This is a genomic window from Phycisphaerae bacterium (assembly GCA_041652575.1).
GTDB lineage: Bacteria > Planctomycetota > Phycisphaerae > Sedimentisphaerales > UBA12454 > UBA12454.
The window spans coordinates 48108-67237 of the sequence record JBAZHC010000003.1; the positions used below are offsets into that span (position 1 = coordinate 48108).

Sequence of the window (19130 nt, forward strand, 5' to 3'; positions counted from 1 at the left end):
TATTTAGGCAATTTTATGAGAACTGCGATAAAAAACCGGTTTTTAACAAACGAACACAAAGCGAGCAAACGATAAAACGACACAAGAATCTCTCTTGATAACTTCCCCCCAAAAAACAACGTTACCAGTACTGAAAACGCTGTTTTCGCGAGATGCGAAATATATGCCATGTTATTTGGCATTTTAACCCGCTATTTTTACATATCTCTATCATCACAAAAAAGCTAAGTCAGTACCAATAATAAGACGATACAGAATATATTCTTATGGAAACCAAACAAAAAAGAGGTGTAAAAAATGAAGGATCAAAACTACAGTTCTAAGTTGTTCTTTTGTGTTGCCATAACTCTACTAACAATTTCAGCCATTTCATTTGATGTTTTTGGCGCCGAAGCATCGGATACAAACAACTTATTTAGTATGTCTCTTGAAGAGTTAATGCAAGTAAAGGTTTCGAGTGCGACGCTGACAGAAACCTCGGCCAGGCTGACTCCGGCCGCTATTACCACCATTACTGCAGAAGATATAAGGTTATCGGGCGCCCGCAGCCTGTTTGAACTGTTGGACATATACGTGCCCAACCTGGTATGGCTGCGAAACCACTTTGAAGGCGACTCTCTTGGTCTGCGTGGGATTATTGGCGACCGAAATGATAAGTTTCTTCTGCTCGTCAATGGACTTGCGATGAACCAGAAAACCCATGCGGGGGCAATGAGCGAACTGGACACGGTGATGCTCGGCGACATTCATCATATTGATGTCGTGCGAGGTCCCGGCTCCGCAATGTATGGTCCCGGCGCCGTATCAATGGTGATTAACATTATTACCTTCAGCTCTGATACATTTCAGGGCACAGAGGTAATAGCCCGCACCGGCGCCATTGAAGAGTTCTACTCAACAGAAGTAAGGCACGGATTTAAATTCAAAGATGGAGACGGCGGTATCTTTCTTTATGCCGGTGTTGCCGATTATATCGGTGCAAGCACATTTGATGCGCCACAGATTTATCCATCTACTTTTTCTACACATTCGGAATTGTTCGACGGCCATAACAATTGGTGGCCACCGGCGTGGGGGCGAAATCCCATAACTGCCCCTGCGGGTGCCCTGCCGGGCGATGGCATCAAGGGTGGTGAACCGGCGACAGGTCCTACAATGAAGCGCGACGAAGCAGCCGCCAGGAGTCTGGCACCCCTAAAGTTGTATACCCAGATGAAGAAAAACAACTGGGATATCTGGGCACGTTACACCCGTGGCGGCAAAGCACGCAACCCATCCATCGAGGATATGGCCCGCGTCCCATGGGGATACAGCGACTGGCATCACTGGAGCTTCGACGACTGGAGCAATTTAATAGGGTCGCCGATATCTATAAATTCCAGCTTCTATAGTTATCAGCAGGCAACCGTTAATGTTGGATATAAACAGGAACTGTCTGAAGCTCTCAGCATCGATTATGCATTCCGATATGGTATGACTGATTTTGTGCGATACATAGATAACTCGACATTTGATGCCTCTCGCGAAGACCAGTATTACGCCAAGACGCTATTGCATTGGCAACCAAACGAAAAGCATAAGTTCGCCTTTGGTTTAGAGTATACGCATATGGAACTTGGCCTGAAACCCATCGACTGGGCTGGTCATGCGGTCTCCTCACAGCAGACTTCAGGAGGTACCGGCGGCTGGAAATCAGGGAATGCTATGCCCCAATGGGGTACCAATATGTATTCCGCGTTATGCGAATGGCAGTGGAATATCAACGATGAATGGACGACATTCGTCGGCGCCCGGGTTGACAAACATACATTTACTGACTATATGTTTTCTCCTCGCACAGCAATAATTTACACGCCCAATAAAAGAGACACGTGGAAGCTTATGTGGTCGCAGTCGGTACGAGCAAACTTTGAGGAGAACATGAAAAAAACGTTCGACACCACCGGCAAACGAAGCAACCCGGAAAAACTTGACAGCATCGAGTTGCGTTACGAAAGGCAGCAAAACAATAATCTCGACTTAGCCGCATCGATATTCGTCCACTATAAACTGGAGGCAATTGCATGGAGCGGAACTCAAAGTGACATCAGCGGCACACAAAGGGAATACGGAGTCGAGCTTGAGGCTGCTTACCATACCGAAAAAACACGTCTGACTATTTCCCATTCATTTACACAACTTTACGGTTACTTCCTGGCGTCTGGCCAAAGCACAGCTATCACCGCCAAGCCATACGGCTACGGCAACGACCTGACCAACTGGCCCAATCACATCACCAAGATAACATTTCAACACAAACTTGATGAGAAGTGGACATTCGACGCATCGTTTCGCGTCTATTGTGGATTCCCAGGTATGAAGGATTATGATAAGTACAATCCCTACGCCACGACGGAAGGTACCTACACTGGTTATTACCGTGATGACCCCAGCTTTGGTGCCTATGGGCCTTTCCCTGTTATCGGAGAAGGGTGGGAGCGTACATATCGCGGCAGCTATTTCCTGAACCTCGGTCTGCAATATAAGCCGAGCAAAAACCTTACCATAGGTGTGAACGGCTACAATCTGCTTGGTATTTTCAACGCGGATTTCAACAAGCGTAACTATGTATCTGTCGGTAATGGCGCCGGTGATTTCCGCAGCGCTGCTACGGCGGTCGCTGTTACGGTAGCCTATACCTTCTAACAGGGTAACCGAAAGATTGATTATTTTTCGTTGCCCAGTTATGACATATTCAGTAAATGCCGAAGGTCTCCCCCTAATTCTGCTATAAGCTACCTGATTGCCTTCTGGCAAGCCCGCTGTTGCTGCGTTATCAGTACTGAAAACGCTGTTTTTGCGAGACACGAAATGTATACCATGTTATTTGGTATTTTAACCTGCAATTTTTACATATCTCTATCATTACAAAAAAGTTAAGTCAGTGCCAATAATAAGACGATACAGGATACAAGCATAATAATGTTTATTATTAAGTTAAAAAAGAGGTGTAAAAAATGAAGGATAAAAACTACAGCTCTAAGTTATTCTGCGTTGTGGCATCTCTGCTGATAATTGCAACTGTTTCGCTTGATGTTTTTGGCGATGAAGCATCGGATACAAAGAACTTATTTAGTATGTCTCTCGAACAATTAATGGATGTTGGTGTATATGCGCCGGGAACTCTCACAGAAAGGAATCGCTTAAAAACCCCTGCTTCTGTAACTGTTATAACCGCAAGGGATATAGCCATAACGCCTGCCCGAAATATATTGGATTTGATGGAAATTTATGTCCCAGGAATGTTGTATATGAATCACAGCGCAGGGCCTGAACCGGGTATTCGCGGAATAATCGCCGACAAACCATACAAATTCCTGGTCAATGTTGACGGCATTAATGTCAATATCAAGTCGACATACGGTGCCCGTCTGGAGTTATTGAATTGGGAACTGAGCGACATTGACCGCATTGAAGTTGTGCGCGGTCCCGGCTCAGTTACTTATGGCCCAGGCGCTATCGGCGGAGTTATAAATATTTTCACCAAAAAAGCCAAACAGGCTCAGGGCTGGGAATTCGGCGGACAGTACCTTAACAAATACGAAAGCGTCGGCAATTATGTCAGCTACGGAAAAGTCAAAGATGACTTCGAACTTTACACCTATTTCAGCGTTACTGACACGGAAGGAACCGGCCCGGACCTTTTCGGCAGCGACAGAGGAACAGTAAACGGGGTAAAAAATACACCGAGAACTGGATATCTCGGCAAAGGCGGAAACTCACCTTACAGCCCCTATCCCCCTTCCACGTATATGGGAGATTTCTTTGAACAGCCCGGAATAAAAGCACATCTAAATATTAAATTCAATGACAACTGGCGGTTCTGGGGGCGTTACGCAAGTGAATCTTCCGGACTAATGCAGTCGTCTGCGAGACAACAGTTAGTCAATGGCCAGAACAGAGACATTTTCCTGTCGCAATTCCGTTATTTTCAACTTGCCCTGGAAAACAAAAGCCCTATCAATAAAGATTGGGAGTTAAAATCTACATTCGGTCTTAGTTCAACAGATATACGCGATATTCAACAAAAGTATGTCCTTACCGGCGACCCGGAAAACAGTCTGCTAAATTACGGCTGGATGTACTCGGAGTGGAAATACTACGCTCAATTCATGTTAAATTATAAGCCGGATGACAGTAGAATTAAGGGAGCATTGGGCTTCGAGTTGAGTTATGATTTAATTCGCCCGTCATGGGGTAAGAATAAGGACAATGGCCTACGGCTTGGAAGTGATTATGGAATCATCAGCGGTCCGTCTTCAGATGCCTTTGGAACAGGAAGCGGACAAATTGATTCGGACAGCGATGACTACTATCCTGTAGGCGCAGGTTTTGAAACCTTGAGCCATGCCATTATCGGTGAATTGAATATAGAATTAACTCCGAAATCATCAGTGATATTATCCGGCCGTTTTGATAAAAACACATATACCGATTATCTGTTCTCGCCGCGGTTTGCCTTTATTCATGAACTTAAGAAGAATGAATATCTGAAGTTCATCGTCCAGAGGTCCGTCAGAATGAATACTCTGGATGAATTATATATAAACAATAAAAATGGCATAACTAACTTCCCTGAAAAGCTGGACATGCTCGAACTTATATGGTCCAAAAAAGTAAACGAAAACTGGTCATTTCAGAATTCCGCATTCTGGAGTAAAAATAAGGCTATTGGATGGGATTCGACTTCCCGAAGCGCTGCTCCTCTTGGAACATTGGAACTTTTCGGAGTAGAAGCTGAAATAAAATACCAGAAAGACAATTTCGAGTTCGGAATAAATCATTCAGTTGTGAAACAACTGTCCTGGAAATTAGCCGAAGGTATTACAACCTCCGGTATCAGCAATTCTGATTACTTCGGTAGTTCTTCAACACTGCCCGGCGGCGTAGGGTCAAAAGGAAATGATTTAAGCAACTGGGCCAACCAGTCGACGAAACTTTATACTAATATAGACCTTCTTGAGAAAAAGATTACCCTTCACGGAGATGCGGTAGCCTTTTGGGGCTTCGAAGGCTACAAGGATGGTTTGGATGCTTTTGAGGAAGCCGGTGGAGATGCCGCCAGTATCCAAACAATTCGAGACCACGATGCCTTTAAGCCCGAGATAAGAGCCAATATTTCATTAACATGGCACATCAATAAATCAGCAGATTTCACTGTGTTTGTTCAAAATATCCCGCTCCTCGGAGATAATAAAAGATACTCATACTCTTCCGGCCAGAAAAACATCTATGCGGACAAAACTGCCTGGGTTGAAGAGCCGCTTGTTGTGGGATTCAAATATAAAATACGGTTCTAATCTCTCTCGTAATCGTATCAATACAACAGCCGATAAGATATGTCGGCTGTTGTATTGCGCTGAAATAAATGATTATAAAATTTTCTGCTCAAGCCTCTTGCTAAATTAAATTCTCCGTCTATATTCAATTTATGCTTGTCGTATCAAAACCAGACACATTCGAAAAACTTCAGCTTCTTAGCCGTGATTCGCAATACGACCTTGCCTGTGCCTGCGGAAGCAATAAATTCGACCGCAGGACCCGCGGCAGCAACGGCAAATGGATATACCCTGTAACGTTGCCCAACGGCGGCAGATCCCTGCTTTTCAAAACGCTTCTCTCGAACGTCTGTTCCAGCGACTGTAAATACTGCCCACTTCATAAAAACGCAGATATTCCGCGTTGTACGCTTAACAGCGACGAGCTTGTTAAGACATTCCTGGATTATTACAATAATGGCGAGGTCTTCGGCCTTTTCCTCTCCAGCGGCATAATAGGCACTGCAGAGGCAACAATGGACAAACTTATTACCTGCGCTGAAATACTTCGCAAAAAACACCAATTTAAAGGCTATATCCACCTGAAAATCCTGCCCGGGGCAAGCCCTGCCGCTATAGAAAAGGCTATCTCCGTTTCAAACGCCGTTTCATTGAATATTGAAACGCCGGGTAAAGAATTTCTCGAAAAACTATCCAGTAAAAAGGATTTTCTGCGGGATATTGTCGAACCGATGAAACTCATAAGCCGACTTACCAGCCAGAGCCGGCGAAGAGTAAAACAAACCACCCAGTTTATCGTTGGTGCCGCCGGCGAAAGCGACCAGCATATTGTAAATTATACGGCAGCTCTGTATGAAAGAATCGGCATTAACCGGGTTTATTTTTCAGCTTACCAGCGAAATAATGCCGAAAACGAAAATAATACTGACCCACAGGAAGGTTTTACACGGGAACATCGTCTTTATCAGGTTGATTTTCTTTTTCGAAAATATGGCTTTACTCAATCTGATATAATATACGACAATTCTGGTCTTTTGTCCGTTGAAACTGACCCTAAAGAAGTCTGGGCAAAAAATCATCCTGAGTTTTTTCCCATAAAGGTAAACACAGCAACACGATACAACCTTTTGCGGGTACCCGGCCTTGGTCCAATGGCCGTTGAGAGGATATTAGAAAGGCGAAAAGTGGCAAAAATCAGCTCGATTGACGATATTGATAATGTAAACAAAAGGCTCTTAAAAGCGGCGAAATACCTCGATTTTGGCGGTGTGTCGCAAAATAAGGCATTTTTGTTTAATTTTTGACTTGAAAAAGGCCTGAAAAGCACTATTATGCTCTTCTTCTGTCGTAAAATAGGTTTGTAATTTTTCTCAAGATAAGGATTCCATTTATATGATTAAGGTTAAATCTCGCCTCGGCGAGTCAGTAGAACAGATGGTTAAACGCTTCAAGAAGATGTGCGAAAAAGAAGGCATCATTCGTGATATTAAGCGGATGAGCTACTATGAAAAACCTTCTGAGAAAAACCGCAGAAGAAGACGCAAAGCAGCAAGGTCGGCGAAATTTTCAAGCAGATACTAATGCTGCGTTATATTTTTTGAGTCAACCAAAACCGGGTGTAATTAAAACATCCGGTTTTTTTATATGCGCTCATTATTTTTATCTTCGAGCCTGTCCTGATTTTTACCGGTAATTGTCATTGCCGCGTCAATCAGAGCCAGATGGCTGTACCCCTGCGGAAAATTCCCCAATAGTCTCTTGCTTTTGAAATCCATATCTTCGCTGAAGAGCCCAAGATGATTGCTCAGGCCCAGGATTCGTTCGAACATTTTTACCGCCAGTTCTTTATCTCCTATTCGATAAAGACTTTTTATCATCCAGAACGTACATACTATAAAACTTGACTTTGGAGTGCCGAAATCGTCCGGACTCTTATACCTGTACATCAGCCCGTCAACACACAACCTTTTATACGTTTGCCGGACGGTATCGATATAAATCTGGTCCTTCGCTCCGAGAAAACCGAAATGCTCCGCCAGCAGATTAGCGGAGTCAAAGTAATGTCCGCCGTAGGTTTGCACCAGAGATTTTAGTTCCGGGTTATATCCTTTTTTAAGGACATCCTTTTTTATTTTGTCGCGAAGCTGTGCATAGCTGACAGCGTCGCCGGGTTTGTTAAACATCTGGGCGATTTTTACGGCCCTATCCATAGCGACCCAGCAGAGAATTTTCGAAAACGTGAAATGTTTCCTTTCAGTTCTGAACTCCCAAATACTCGAATCGAGTTTTTGCCAGTTGTTTCTGACGTGCCTTGTTAATGTTCGTACAACGGTCCAAAGGTCTTCCTGATTGTCAATAGACTGTTTGAAATTACACAGGCCCTGATAGATAACATCCATCATTACGCCATAAATGTCATTCTGCTTCTGCTTAAAGGCTGCATTGCCGATTCTGACGGGTTTAGAGTTTTTATAGCCTGCCAGCCAGGGAATGGTTGATTCAACAACTTTTTTATTTTTTTGAATCGGATACATAATACGGATTTTTTCATCTTTATAAGGCACTATATCGAGCACGAACTGCAGGAACCTTTTTGCGACGTTGAAATGCCCCAATTGGATGAGAGTGCTGATAGTCATTGAGGCGTCTCTTATCCAGCAGTATCTGTAATCCCAGTTTCTGACATCGCCGATTGTCTCCGGCAGAGACGTGGTCGGCGCGGCAATAATCGCTCCTGTTTTCTGATATGCCAGAAGCTTAAGAACCAGAGAACTTCGTTCTATCTGGTCCTGATATTTGGGAAACTGCATATTCTTCGCAATCCAGCCCATCCAGTAAGCCTTGGTTCGTTCCAGCTCCAGTCTGATTTTGTCGATATCCGGCAGGATAATCTTCTGATTGTAGCTAACCACAAGATAATGGTCTTTTTTAATAGTGATAGGCCTTTTCTTTATTATGTCCGCCAGTTTCAGGTCGGAATAAAGATAAATAGATTCGTATTTCCCGCCGTTGGTACAGTATTTTATAAAATCATGCTGAAGGTCGGATTTAGTAGGATATTGCGCAAATCCGGGTCTGGGTTTATAATCAATTGTTACGGTTGGTTTTCCGGAAATCCATCTTATATAACGAATAATATCAGGCGGACAATGATAGTTGCCATTGTCCATTTTATATCTTGGGAAAAAATCTATTACTTCAAAGACATTTTTGCCTTTTGTAAATTTTGTGACAAGGATATTTGTTTTTCTTAAATACTGTTGTGTGATTTTATAATCGCCTTTGGGAACAATAGAGAAATGCCCGCCCTTGTTTTTATCGAGAATGGCGGCAAACATCGAAGTAGAATCAAAAAAAGGCATACAGCACCATTCGATGCAGCCTTTATCGCTGACCAAAGCGGCGGTAGAACAATTTCCAATTATTCCGTAATTCATATTATCGGTATTCTTACCTGGCATTTCGTATCGCTCCAGACAGGATGTTTACAAATTCTTTCGGGTTATCTATACGAAACTCGGCATTACTTTGCCCCTGCCCTATTTTAATTTTGAAAAGTCTTTTGTCTGCCAGCTTAAACATACTTTCATCCGTCTGGTCATCGCCGGCACAAAGCACAAAGTCATATTTAGTCTTTCCGCCGATAAATTTCATTAGTGCAAGTCCCTTGTTGGCCTGCATTGAGCTTACCTCAATAATTTTCTTTCCGTGATGGACTTCAACCGGCAGGTTAGAAAGCATATCCTGCAGCATAGCCATAAGCTGTTGAGCGTTGAGCATTCCGAACTCCGGGTCTGCCATTCTGTAATGCCAGACAACCGATGATACTTTTTCTTCGACAAAGCTGCCCTGTGTAATGCTGACATACTGCTCAAAGATTTTTTTTACCGATTTCTTCCACGAAAGATCCTCATTTCTGCCGGATTTGAGCCACCTTCGGTTTTGCGGTCTGTAATAGCTGAAGCCATGCTCTGCAATCAATGTTATATCGTATTTGCCGAACCACTTTTCAAGTTCAGGCCCTTTCCTGCCGCTGATAAGAAATGTATCAATACTTTTTTTATCGCTCAGAGCATCGAGCAGTTGTTTTACCTGTTCGTCAGGCCCGGCGTTATCAGGGTCATTCTGTAAATCGGAAAGTGTGCCGTCATAATCGATAAAGAACGCCATTTTTTTGGATTTCCTAACGCTCTTTACAAGCTTATTGCGGACGTCGCCTTCTTCCTGAACAGTTACCTGTTCAATTTTGAGTTTATTGAGTTCATTAATAAACGTCTGGGCCCAATATTTAGCGTCGAATTGTGTTACCCTTTCATACATTCCCTTCATCCGCCGTTTAATATCCTCCTTCGGCGAACTGAGAGCCAGCTTAAGATTCTCAGCCACAACATCTATATCATACGGGTTAACGATAAATGCCTGAAACAGCTCATTAGCCGAACCTGTAAATTCGCTTAATATCAGGGCACCCGTGAAATCCGGCCTGCAGGCAACATATTCTTTTGCGACCAGGTTCATACCATCCATCAGCGGCGTAACCATAGCGACATCCGCCAACCGGTAAAGGGCACATAAATCCGTGAAATCGACGGATTTGTAGATAAAATGAATAGGTATATTTTCCACTGTGGCGTGTTTACCGTTCAGCCTGCCGACCATACTCTCAACACTTGCTTTGAGCTGGGCGTATTCAGGCACTTCATCCCTGCTTGGTACACTGATAAATATAAAAACGATATTGTTTTTATCCGGGTATTTGGTCAAAAATCTGTCTATAGCTTCCAATTTCCTTGGGATACCCTTTGAATAATCGAGCCTTTCAACGCTGAGTACGACTTTTTTTCTCCTGTAAATCCTCTTATAATCCGCCAGTTTTTTTCTGAATCTTTCCGTTTTTAATTCCGCCTGAAAAGACTGAATATTCGCCCCAATCGGGAAAACTCCCATATAACAGTTTCTATCGTCGCAGCGGATGACCATGGAATCACATTCTGCACTGAGCAGTCTCATCGCGGAGCTTCTGAAATGGCGCATATATCCGAACGTATGAAAACCAATCAAATCGGCGCCAATCATCCCAGCCAGCAATTCTTTCCGCTGAGGGTGACATCTGAAAACTTCGTATGAAGGAAAAGGTGTATGCAGAAAAAAGCCTATTTTAAGATTTCTTCCGCTTTGTTTCAGCATCTGGGGCACCAGCATAAGCTGATAATCGTGTACCCATATTATATCGCCTTCTTTTGCGATTTTGAGAACAGTATCGGTGAATTTTCGATTAACCTGTTTGTACTGCCGCCACCAGTCCTGCCGATACCTGACATAATGAGAACGATAATGAAGCAGCGGCCAAAGTGTCGAATTGGAAAAACCATGATAATAGCCTGTTATTTCATCCTGGCTGAGAAATACCGGCAGACAGTGATATTCTTTAGCCAAAATTTTTTCGATATTCTGCTGGTCTTTTTTGTCTGCTACGGTTTTTCCGGGCCAACCCACCCATATCATATCATAATTGCGTCTAACCCCTTCAAGTGCAGATACAACTCCCCCGCCGGACTCGACGATTTCCTCGCCAATCGTCAAAGGCAACCTGTTTGTTATGTTGATTATTCTCGTCATTTTCCACCAATTCCCCTATTACCCTGTACCGCACAGCTAAAGGATAAGGCAAATTACTCAGAACATCAAATGTTTTTTTATGCACATCTGAAGGGTTTAACCTTATTTAAAACAGAATTTTAATCTAAAAATTTTAACACGCTGTTGACAAATCCATGTTCATTGAATAATATAATCCGGCAGTGGTTTTTCGGATAACTGCCAAATATTCAGGAATCGCTGCCGGAGAAATGTGAAGATTATAGCTGTTATACCCGCTCGTTACGAGTCAACAAGATTTCCAGGGAAGGTTCTCGCTAAAGAAACCGGCAAATTTCTTATCCAGCATACATGGGAACAAGTCCGTAAAGTAAAGCTTATCCAGCAGATTATCATCGCAACAGACAGCGAAAAAGTCCTTTCCGCCTGCAAATCATTCGGCGCCGATTGTGTTATGACATCAGCCAATCATCAGAGCGGCACAGACAGAATTGCTGAAGCTGTCGCAAAAATCGACACTGACGTTGTGATAAACGTTCAGGCGGACGAGCCTGAAATAGAGCCCGCAAGTATCGAACTTCTGGCTCAATTGATGATTGATAATCCGCAGGCTAAAATGGCGACACTAATATCGGGGTTTGAAAGTAAAGAGCAGATTGCAAACCCGAATATTGTAAAGGTCATTATCGGCAAAGACAGATTCGCAAGATATTTTTCACGGTCTGTAATCCCCTGCTGCAGAGACAACGGTCCTGTCGGGGACATAAACGATTATTACAGACATTTAGGCATTTATGCCTATACAAAAGACTTTCTTTTGCATATAACAAAACTTCCGGCCGGAAAACTGGAAAAAATCGAACAGCTGGAACAGCTTCGCGTCCTTGAGTACGGCTTCGAGATACTAACAGGTTTTGTAAAACATATTGCACCGGGCATCGATACGCCGGAGCAATACCTTGAATTTATAAAAAGGATAAAAAAATAAAAGGCATAATATGGTTGATAAAAATGAACTGCTCGCAAGCGTAAGTGACTCATCGGCTGAAAGTGAATATTTTTCGCCGATACCAAAGGGTTACGAAAAAGGCAAAACCAAATATGTTGTCGTTATGGGCACGGTAATGAGCGGCCTTGGAAAGGGAATATTCTCATCCTGTCTTGCGAAACTGATGCAGGATAAGGGCGTTAAAGTGGCCCCTATTAAGCTTGAAGGCTATCTGAACATCGACTCGGGCACATTGAATCCGTTCCGGCACGGCGAGGTTTTCGTACTCGATGACGGTATGGAATGCGATATGGACCTGGGAACTTACGAGAGAATGCTCGAAAAGAACTTAAGCCAGGCCAATTTCTGCACAAGCGGCCAGATTTACCGGGAGGTGCTGGATAAGGAACGGCACGGCGATTATCTCGGAAGAGATGTCCAGATGATTCCGCACGTTACAGGAGAGGTAAAACTAAGACTGCGAACTCTGGCGCAAAAAACAGGGGCGGATATTATCTTTGTCGAGATTGGCGGCACAGTGGGCGACCTCGAAAACGCATTTTACATTGAGGCAATGCGCGAGCTTGCTTATGAAGAAGGCCCGCACAGCTGCTGCTTCGTAGCGCTGACATATATACTTGAGCCGAAGATTCTGGGCGAACAGAAGTCCAAGGCGGCCCAGCTCGGCATAAAACAGCTTATGCAAAGCGGTATTCAGCCGGATATTATCGCCTGCCGAGCGGGAAATGTGGTCAATGAAAAAGCCCGTCAGAAAATCAGCGTTTACAGTAACGTTCCTATCGGCAGAGTCGTAAGCCTGGCTGATTCCACAAGTATATATCATATACCGGCGATGCTGCGGGAATGCGGAATGGATTTTGAAGTTTTAAGACTCCTGCATATAGAAGACAGAATCGACCTGCGAAAAGAACGCCATGAATGGGCGAAATGGTGCGACTTCACTGATAAAATAGGTAAGGAAAAACACGAAGTCACCATTGGTATCACCGGTAAATATACTTCTGTCAGAGACAGTTACGCATCGATTATAAACGCGCTGGAACATTCGGGAATAGCTCTCGGCTGCAAGGTTAAAATCAAATGGATTGATACCAGTGCCATAAACGACAAAAACGCAGCCGAACATCTAAAAGGTGTTGACGGCATAATCGTCCCCGGCGGATTCGGCGTACGCGGCACGGAAGGTAAAATCTCCTGCATCAAATACGTCCGGCTGAACAATATTCCGTTTCTCGGTATATGCCTTGGTTTCCAGATGGCGGTAATAGAATTCGCAAGAAATGTCTGTGGTATGAAAAAAGCCAACAGTACTGAAATTGAGCCGAATTGCAGTGAGCCGGTAATCGATATTCTGCCGGAGCAGAAGAAAATCGAAGGCCTCGGAGGCAATATGAGACTCGGCGGACAGGATATAAAACTCAAAACTGATACAATAGCCTTTAAGCTTTTTGGGAACAACCCGGCCATACGAATGAGATTCAGGCACCGTTATGAGGTTGACCCCCGTTATATCGAAACACTCGAAAAGGCTGGTATGATATTTTCAGGCAATTCGCCGAATTATCCGATTATGCAGATACTTGAACTTGCCGAGCATCCGTATTTTATAGCGACTCAGGCCCACCCCTGTCTTACTTCAAGACCCCTGCATTCCCAACCGATGTTTACAGGTCTGGTCGCCGCGGCAATGTCAGCTCGTTACTCCGACGAGAAAACTCCCAAATTTCTGCAGGCAGTAGAAAAAATCTGCAATTAATATTTGCTTTACTATCTACTGCTTTTCCGGTTCGTTGGCGTCTTTTGAAGCTTTTTTAAGTTCCTCTATTTCCTTCGCAAGAATTGCATTTGCATTCGTGAGTGTTTCAACTTCCTTGAGCAAATCCTTAGGCAGTTCATCCATAAACCACTTGGCGGTATCGCCTGCCTGCTGAGTTATCTTTTCCTTTTCCTGCTGACATTCTTCGAACAATTTTCGCTGCTTTTCCACTTTGTCCTGACACAACGCAGGAACATCTTTCAAGTCAAGCATCTGCTGACATTGCTCAAGTGATGCTTTTTGTTTTTCTATTTCACTGCGGCATTGTTCAATCTCATTTTTCAAAATCAGATTTTGACTATTTATGCCGTTGGCTTCCTGAAATGCCTTCTCCTTTTCCTGACGGCATTGCTCGAGCAATTTCTTCTGTTTTTCTATCTCGCTCCGGCATTGCGCAATTTCTTTTGTTAAATCCATATTCTCACTGGCTATGAGCCTGTCTTTTCTGCTGATGCCGGCAGTTTTCTTTTGCTGAGCCTGCTCACAGCCAAGGAAAACGACTAATGAGAAAATGATCGGTAAACTGTAAAATCTTTTCATAACCTGCCCTTTAATAAGAACTTCTAAGTTGTTTAGATTATAACAGGAATCCTGCCGAGGTCAACACTGTGTACGGGGCTATAAACCCCAAAAAAAACGGAAGATTCTGCCGTGGCGTCAGAATCTTCCGTTGCCTTGTGAGCTGAAATCAAAATTTTGAGTTACGGCCCACGGTTCTGAAAGCCGTCGATTAACCTTGCTGTCACGCAACGAATCTCCGACGACTAAACATCAGAACTATTTCTTTTTCTTTTTTGCTACTTTCTTCTTTGCAACTTTCTTTTTTGCTGCTTTTTTCTTTGCCATTCTTGCTCACCTCCTTTCGGTAGAAAAAGGTTTGAATGACAATACTTTTTACATCATCAGACGTAACTGTCAATCTCTTTTTGTCATAAGTACGTCTATTTAACAAGTTTATCGTCAAATAACTGTAAAATTCTTCACAATTTTTTGATATTCAAACACTCCGATAGTCTCTGTGACAATTTTAATCTTAAAAAACATCAAAACAAAAAAACATTCTTCACACAAATCTTATAGTGTGATAAACTTATCTGAAGACAAAAAAACATTGATACTGCGCAAAAATTAAGGTTTTTGCATGCTGAACATAGATTTGAAAGAACTATTATCCAACAACATGATTATCATAAGACGGCGATACATTGCAGGCGAAAGTAAATACAAGTTTTTTTTCTAAATTTTTTGTAAAAAATCGTGTAAAATCATCCTAATGTATTTTTTTTTAGTTGGAATCGATATTTTTTTGTAGAATTAGCAACAGTTTGTTTGTTAGATTTTCCTGAAATAACGGATTTGTAATCTTTATGGCAGAAAAAATTATACTATTCGGCGGCACATTCGACCCTGTGCATACAGGTCATATCGAAGTTGCGCAGGCGGCAGCAGAAAAAATCGGCGCGAAAAAAGTTATTCTTATTCCCGCAAGACGTTCGCCGCACAAAAATCAAAAACCTCTGGCAGAAGACATTGACCGAGTGTCGATGCTTAAACTTGCCATCGCCGGTAAAAACATCTTCCAGATAAGCCCTATCGAACTTAACAGGGCCGAGCCAAGCTACACTATTGACACAATTCATCAGGTACAACAAAGTTTCGGCAGTAATTACGAACTTTACTGGCTAATCGGCGCCGATATGCTCAGTTCCCTGTCTAAATGGTATAAAATCGATGAATTGCTGAACGAATGCAATATATGTGTAATGAACCGCGGAGGCTTCGATAAGCCTGATTTCGACAGTCTGGCCGATAAATTCAGCAAAGACAATATCGAAAAGCTACGGGAAAATTCGATTGAGACGCCCGCGATAGAGATAAGCAGCACAGAAATACGTCAGAAATTATTCAACGATGAAGATGTCAGTCAATATCTCCATCCTAAAGTATTAAATTATATCAGAAGCCGCAGACTCTACACACTTACCGATTAGCCCGGGAAAATCATAGCATTGGCGAATTCATTCTGGAAGTCGCTGTCAACAGATAATTCTATATGACCGGACTGCCTGGCAAGGTTTTCAGCCTTTTGTCTTGCATCAATTGACAGCAGTGCAAACTTTGCCCCCGCAAGTGAAGAGTTACCTATAAAAGATATTTTCTCGTGTTCGATACCGGCCGGCAAAAGACCTATTCTTTGTGCGTGATTTCTGCGTATGAAACTGCCGAACCCTCCCGCGATGAGTACACGTTTTAAATCCTGTGCCGTAATGCCCGCTTTTTTGAGCATTATATTTATTCCCGCCCGAATTGCTCCAACGGCAAGCTGAATCTGTCGAATGTCTCTCTGTGTGATTTTAATTTTCTTTTCAATCACAAACGCAGGCTGCTCATTCGTATCTATGACAATTCTTTGGGCGATTTTAGGCGGAAGCGTCTCCGGCCTGACAATTCTGCCGGTTATGTCAACGATACCGGCACTGAGAAGTTCGGCGGTAATATCGATAAGCCCGCTGCCGCAGATACCTGCAGGCGGCACATTGCCTATAACACCAAAAACGCAATCGTTGTCGAATGTTACTTTTTCGATGGCCCCTGCCGCTGCCCGCATTCCGCAGGATATCCCTGCCCCTTCGAATGCAGGGCCTGCCGCTGTCGAAGCCGCTATAATTTTATTATCTTTAACCAGTATGATTTCACCGTTGGTACCAATATCAATCAGCAATATGGGCTGGGGCTGATTCAATATATCCGCCGCCAGCATATCCGCTGATATATCGCCGCCGACAAACCCGCCGATAACGGGGAATATATAAACAATGCCTTTATGATTTATTTCAAGTTTTAGTTCCGATGCGTTTACTACATTCGCTCCCCGATAAACAGGCTCGAAAGGCAACTGACCCAGCGGCGACGGGTCTATGCCGCAGACAAGATGCTCCATAGCTGTATTGCCGGCGATAGTAATTTCATAAACATCTTCCCGCTTTATCCGACCCTGTCTGCAGAGAGTACCTATCATTTCATTTATTTGCCGAACGACTAAACGCTGAAGCTCCTTAAGGCCGGTTTGACTGGCGGCGTAATTAATCCTGCTGATAATATCATCTCCGCAGGAAATTTGCGGATTATGAGCACCTGTAACGGCGATTTCAGTACCGTCCCGAAGATTCAATAGCGAAGTGGCCAAGGTCGTAGTGCCAAGGTCAACAGCGACGCCAAAACACGTATGACAATTAGCATAATTTCCATTAGGAATAATGGTTTGAAGAATAATATTGGAATCAACAACAACTTTATTCAGCCCCGAAAGCAGTGAACTTTGCGGCACTTCGATAACCGTATCTTCAAAGACGGCATTTTGACAGGCCAGCCGATAGTTTTCATTCAGTTCTTCAGCCGTGAATATCTTTTTATCGGCTTCGACCGGCGTGCTTTGGGGCGATACTATTTTTACCCTGCATTTACCGCAGGTGCCCGCCCCGCCGCAGGGTGTATCTAAAATTATTCCCGCTACGGCGGCTGCTTCAATTATCTTTGTACCCTTGAGAACATAAACCGTTCTACCCTGCGGTTGGAAGGTAACTTTAATCTGTTGCTGGTTCATAGTTTCTAAACAACCTTATAGTAAATTATGTCATTTTGCCTGACAGTTTCGATTCTGCCTGAATTAATCAAGTTTTCAGTATGCTTTAAAAGTTCTATTTTCGATATTTTCAGGCCTGCCGCTATGTCGTCGGACGAGCAAGGCCTTCGTTTCAGCATTTCAACAATATCATCTTCTTTTACCTTAAAATCACCGGCCTTATCATCACTTTTGAAATCCGCTATCACTTCGGCATTTTTGCAAATCCTTTTCGCAATCTGCGCAAGTCTCTGATGACTGATTGCATTTACATTCTCGGCAGGCGGCCGGGTAACCGTGTTAAGCTGAACCTTGTCAGGTCTTATTTTCTCGATACATTGCGCAATTTTGTCAACCTGTTCATCGCTGTCATTAATACCGGCAATTAAGAAAACTTCCAGCCAGTATTTACCTTTGAATTCTTTTCGGAAGTCAATCAGCCCCTGCAGCATTTTATCGAATACAATCTCCGGACATGGACGATTTATTTTTCTAAATGTTTCTTCATCGCCGGCATCAAGCGAAGGTATAACAACATCGGCATTTTTAATGTCTTCTCTGACCTGAGGCATAAACAGAAGCGAACCGTTGGTTATCACCGCTACCGGAATATCGGTAATCTGTTTAATTTTTTCTATAAGCAGACCACAATCGCTATACAGGGTCGGCTCACCCGAACCGGAAAGGGTAATATAGTCCGGCTTTGTTATTAATTTGCCTTTGAGTTCGGCGATAATTTCATCTGTCGATATCCAGATTTTTCTTTCTATTGTTTTTTCTGTCGTGCGTCCTACCTGGCAATAAATACAATCATAAGTACAGGTTTTAGAGGGTATAAGGTCAATGCCAAGCGAGCGGCCAAGTCGTCTTGAGGGCACGGGGCCGAAAATATGTTCTGTTTTCATATCTGTTTTTCTTTCATATTGTCTGAAATTCGCAATTTGTGCCCACCGAGCACATAAAACATCGTTTGGGATATTGTTTTTCGAGTTCAAGAACCGCTTCTGTCCCGGTGCAGTGGCCGGGGCCTATTCGCTGAATTCCGAACCGTTCGAGACTATCTATGACTTTTGAAATTTTCGATTTTCCACTGCCGACAAGATGGAAACCGCCCATAATCGTATGTACATTTTTAATGCCGCTGATTTTCGTGATATAATCGAGCGTATTGATAACTCCGGCATGGGCACAGCCGAAAATAACAACCAATCCGTCTTTAGTATTAAAGAATACTGACTGGTCGTCAGGAAGACTATCCGGCTGTTTGGCGTTCTCGTCAAGAAAGAAATTTTGTCCCTCAACTTCAAAGTTATTGATTCTTGGGATTTGTCCGGTAACAAACAGGCCTGGGAAAATTTCCGTCGGTTCTTTTGTCCAGACAACGCCATCTGTATTATTATGCGATTCAATAACTTTTTTGGAACCATCTGGTATTCCGACAAATTTGCCTGAGCCGCTTCGAAAGCTGTACTTTTTGTCAATTGCGTTGGGGTGAATGTAAACTTTGGCCTTTTTGGCAATATTGCCAACCGCGTTCAGGCCGCCGGTATGGTCGTAATGGCCGTGGCTTATTACAATCGCATCGGTATCGGCTATGTTTATCCCGAGAATCTCGGCGTTTCGTATAACAATGCCGGTCTGACCGGTATCGAACATAAGTTTCTGGTCTCCGTATTCAATCCAGAAACTGATGCCGTGCTCCGACAGCAACCCGTCGCCTTGGGCTGTATTTTCCACAAGTGTAGTTATCTTTACTCTTTTAGACAC

General features: G+C 43.4%; 14 protein-coding genes. 7 read left to right on the forward strand and 7 right to left on the reverse strand.

Going from position 1 to position 19130, the window contains the following annotated elements; all coding sequences use genetic code 11:
* Nucleotides 1-311 precede the first annotated feature (311 nt).
* Entirely contained in the window at nt 312-569 is a 258-nt protein-coding gene (locus tag WC496_03140) for a hypothetical protein (protein MFA5292009.1), read from the reverse strand.
* Between WC496_03140 and WC496_03145 the strand changes: the two genes are divergently transcribed.
* From WC496_03145 to rpsU, 4 genes are all read left to right on the forward strand, one after another.
* Complete coding sequence (locus tag WC496_03145; protein MFA5292010.1) at nt 526-2685, forward strand: TonB-dependent receptor plug domain-containing protein; 2160 nt, start codon at nt 526-528, stop codon at nt 2683-2685. The genes WC496_03140 and WC496_03145 overlap by 44 nt on opposite strands.
* Before the next feature lie 311 nt (nt 2686-2996).
* A complete protein-coding gene (locus WC496_03150; GenBank protein ID MFA5292011.1) occupies nt 2997-5339 on the forward strand; it encodes a TonB-dependent receptor in 2343 nt (780 codons plus the stop codon).
* Between the two features lie 131 nt (nt 5340-5470).
* Complete coding sequence (locus WC496_03155) at nt 5471-6622, forward strand: radical SAM protein (GenBank protein MFA5292012.1); 1152 nt, start codon at nt 5471-5473, stop codon at nt 6620-6622.
* Nucleotides 6623-6710: 88 nt separating this feature from the next.
* Entirely contained in the window at nt 6711-6899 is a 189-nt protein-coding gene (gene rpsU, locus WC496_03160; protein MFA5292013.1) for a 30S ribosomal protein S21, read from the forward strand.
* Between the two features lie 59 nt (nt 6900-6958).
* Here the strand turns inward: rpsU and WC496_03165 are convergent, their stop codons facing one another.
* Both WC496_03165 and WC496_03170 read right to left on the reverse strand, forming a co-directional pair.
* A complete protein-coding gene (locus WC496_03165; GenBank protein MFA5292014.1) occupies nt 6959-8779 on the reverse strand; it encodes a glycoside hydrolase family 15 protein in 1821 nt (606 codons plus the stop codon).
* Nucleotides 8769-10937 carry a bifunctional alpha,alpha-trehalose-phosphate synthase (UDP-forming)/trehalose-phosphatase gene (locus WC496_03170; protein MFA5292015.1) on the reverse strand — a complete coding sequence of 723 codons (2169 nt, stop codon included), beginning with the start codon at nt 10935-10937 and terminating at the stop codon, nt 8769-8771. The genes WC496_03165 and WC496_03170 overlap by 11 nt, the downstream gene beginning before the upstream one ends.
* A 232-nt stretch (nt 10938-11169) precedes the next feature.
* Here WC496_03170 and kdsB point away from each other — a divergent pair, with 232 nt between their 5' ends.
* Together kdsB and pyrG are read left to right on the forward strand one after the other, a co-directional pair.
* A complete protein-coding gene (gene kdsB / locus WC496_03175) occupies nt 11170-11904 on the forward strand; it encodes a 3-deoxy-manno-octulosonate cytidylyltransferase (GenBank protein ID MFA5292016.1) in 735 nt (244 codons plus the stop codon).
* Between the two features lie 10 nt (nt 11905-11914).
* Nucleotides 11915-13681, forward strand: a complete 1767-nt coding sequence (pyrG, locus tag WC496_03180; GenBank protein ID MFA5292017.1) for a CTP synthase (glutamine hydrolyzing) — start codon at nt 11915-11917, stop codon at nt 13679-13681.
* Nucleotides 13682-13696: 15 nt separating this feature from the next.
* Here pyrG and WC496_03185 read toward each other — a convergent pair whose 3' ends face one another.
* Nucleotides 13697-14281, reverse strand: a complete 585-nt coding sequence (locus WC496_03185) for a hypothetical protein (GenBank protein MFA5292018.1) — start codon at nt 14279-14281, stop codon at nt 13697-13699.
* An 827-nt stretch (nt 14282-15108) separates the two neighbouring features.
* On the opposite strand from WC496_03185, the gene nadD reads away from it, so the two are divergent.
* Complete coding sequence (gene nadD / locus WC496_03190) at nt 15109-15732, forward strand: nicotinate (nicotinamide) nucleotide adenylyltransferase (protein ID MFA5292019.1); 624 nt, start codon at nt 15109-15111, stop codon at nt 15730-15732.
* Here the strand turns inward: nadD and WC496_03195 are convergent.
* From WC496_03195 to WC496_03205, 3 genes are read right to left on the reverse strand one after another with little or no spacing between them, the layout of a single operon-like run.
* Nucleotides 15729-17345, reverse strand: a complete 1617-nt coding sequence (locus WC496_03195) for an ASKHA domain-containing protein (GenBank protein MFA5292020.1) — start codon at nt 17343-17345, stop codon at nt 15729-15731. The two genes, nadD and WC496_03195, sit on opposite strands and share 4 nt — an antisense overlap.
* A 5-nt stretch (nt 17346-17350) precedes the next feature.
* The gene (locus tag WC496_03200; protein ID MFA5292021.1) at nt 17351-18268 is read right to left on the reverse strand and encodes a radical SAM protein; all 918 of its coding nucleotides are present in this window, start codon (nt 18266-18268) and stop codon (nt 17351-17353) included.
* Between the two features lie 13 nt (nt 18269-18281).
* Entirely contained in the window at nt 18282-19130 is an 849-nt protein-coding gene (locus WC496_03205) for an MBL fold metallo-hydrolase (protein ID MFA5292022.1), read from the reverse strand.

Bases quoted from the DNA above. Each gene is read 5' to 3' on its own strand.
- WC496_03140 (MFA5292009.1), bottom strand. From the start codon at position 569: ATGTCCAACAGTTCAAACAGGCTGCGGGCGCCCGATAACCTTATATCT.
- WC496_03150 (MFA5292011.1), top strand. From the start codon at position 2,997: ATGAAGGATAAAAACTACAGCTCTAAGTTATTCTGCGTTGTGGCATCT.
- WC496_03155 (MFA5292012.1), top strand. From the start codon at position 5,471: ATGCTTGTCGTATCAAAACCAGACACATTCGAAAAACTTCAGCTTCTT.
- rpsU (MFA5292013.1), top strand. From the start codon at position 6,711: ATGATTAAGGTTAAATCTCGCCTCGGCGAGTCAGTAGAACAGATGGTT.
- WC496_03165 (MFA5292014.1), bottom strand. From the start codon at position 8,779: ATGCCAGGTAAGAATACCGATAATATGAATTACGGAATAATTGGAAAT.
- WC496_03170 (MFA5292015.1), bottom strand. From the start codon at position 10,937: ATGACGAGAATAATCAACATAACAAACAGGTTGCCTTTGACGATTGGC.
- pyrG (MFA5292017.1), top strand. From the start codon at position 11,915: ATGGTTGATAAAAATGAACTGCTCGCAAGCGTAAGTGACTCATCGGCT.
- WC496_03185 (MFA5292018.1), bottom strand. From the start codon at position 14,281: ATGAAAAGATTTTACAGTTTACCGATCATTTTCTCATTAGTCGTTTTC.
- nadD (MFA5292019.1), top strand. From the start codon at position 15,109: ATGGCAGAAAAAATTATACTATTCGGCGGCACATTCGACCCTGTGCAT.
- WC496_03195 (MFA5292020.1), bottom strand. From the start codon at position 17,345: ATGAACCAGCAACAGATTAAAGTTACCTTCCAACCGCAGGGTAGAACG.
- WC496_03200 (MFA5292021.1), bottom strand. From the start codon at position 18,268: ATGAAAACAGAACATATTTTCGGCCCCGTGCCCTCAAGACGACTTGGC.